1 protein-coding gene and 1 pseudogene are annotated in these 1,643 nt (G+C 70.0%); one reads left to right on the top strand and one right to left on the bottom strand.

What is annotated here, in order from left to right; genetic code table 11:
- The coding region (gene purH / locus AC5RV2_RS17820) for a bifunctional phosphoribosylaminoimidazolecarboxamide formyltransferase/IMP cyclohydrolase (RefSeq protein WP_494093431.1) at positions 1-1,262 on the bottom strand (1,262 nt) is incomplete at its 3' end.
- Positions 1,263-1,392: 130 nt separating this feature from the next.
- Here purH and AC5RV2_RS17815 point away from each other — a divergent pair.
- Positions 1,393-1,643 (top strand): annotated as a pseudogene (locus AC5RV2_RS17815) (hypothetical protein); the annotation flags it as partial.

Below are 1,643 nucleotides of genomic sequence, written 5' to 3'. Positions count from 1 at the left end.
AAGGTCGCCTCGTCGGCGGCCTCGCCGGCGGCCAGCGTCCAGTTGGCGGGGTCGTCGCCGTCGGCGTCGATCCGGTCCGAAGCCTGCAGCAGCATGCCGCCGGAGACCTGCTTGTACTCGACCGTGTCCCGGGCAAAGCCCTCCGGCAGGACGAGCAGCCGGATGTTCTTCTTCTTCGACAGGATCTCGACGGCCTCGGGTTCGAAGCCCGGGGCGACAACCACCTCGGTGAAGATGTCCTTGACGGTAGTGGCCATGCCGGCGGTCACCGTCCGGTTTGCGGCGATGACGCCGCCGAACGCGGACACGGGGTCGGTCGCGTGGGCCTTTGCATGCGCATCCGCGATGGGATCCGCGGCGCCCGGGGACGCGACGGCGATGCCGCAGGGGTTGGCGTGCTTGACCACCGCGACGGCCGGCTCGGCGAAGTCGAAGGCCGCGCGCACGGCGGCGTCGGCGTCGACGTAGTTGTTGAAGCTCATGGCCTTGCCGTGCAACTGCTCGGCCTGCGCGATGCCCGGCGCTGCGCCGGTTTCCGCATACAGCGCGGCGGCCTGGTGCGGGTTCTCGCCGTAGCGCAGCGACTCGGAGCGCTCCAGCGCCAGGCCGGCGTACGGCGGGAACACCGGCGCCGCCTCGACGGCCTCGGCGTCGTCGCCGAACTGCTCGGCGGTCCACCTGGCCACGGCGGTGTCATAGGCGGCGGTGTGGGCGAAGGCCAAGGACGCCAGCCGGCGGCGGGTCTTCAGGTCGAATCCCCCGGAGTTCGCCGCCTCCACCACGTCCGCGTACGTGGCGGGATCCACGACGACCGCCACCGACGGATGGTTCTTCGCTGCGGCCCGCACCATCGAAGGGCCGCCGATGTCGATCTGCTCCACGACCTCGTCCTGGCTGGCGCCGGACCGCACGGTCTGCACGAACGGGTAGAGGTTGACCACCACGAGGTCAAAGGGCTCGATCTCGAGGTCGGTGAGCTGCCGGACGTGGTCATCGAGGCGGCGGTCGGCCAGGATGCCGGCGTGAATGCGCGGGTGCAGCGTCTTGACCCGGCCGTCCAGGCACTCGGGGAAACCGGTGATCTCGGAAACCTCGGTGACCGGGATGCCCGCGGCGGCGATCTTCTTGGCCGTCGAGCCGGTGGAAACGATGCCGACCCCGGCGCTGTGCAGCCCTTCCGCCAGCTCCTCCAGCCCGGTCTTGTCGTACACCGAGATCAACGCGCGGCGGATGGGAACACGGTCAAGCTGCTTCAGGCTCACACAAATCTCCAAGGAAGAATGGATTCGGGGATGCTCCAAGTCTAGCGCCGGGCCTCTGCCGGGCACCGAGTGTGAAGCGGATCCGCGGTGTGGGTAACCTCATGGGGGACACAAAGGAGAACAGCACAACATGTCGGCACCGATGACTGAGGACGCGGCACTGCGGATCGGTCGTTTTTCGCTCGTGGTCTGGCTGCTGGGTCTCCTGGTCCTGTGCGGCGCGCTCGGCTTCGCCGTCCCCCGGCTGCTGCCGCACCTTTTCACCGCCGCGGCCGCCCCCGGTGATGACCCCAGTCCGGCGGCCGAACCGGCGGCAGGGAACGGTCCGGATCCGGCGCCCGGCGCCGGGGAAGCGACCGGCACGGCGTCGGCGGCGGCCGG

It is taken from the genome of Arthrobacter sp. Y3225116, assembly GCF_059091245.1.
This window is presented reverse-complemented; position numbering and strand designations above follow the sequence as displayed.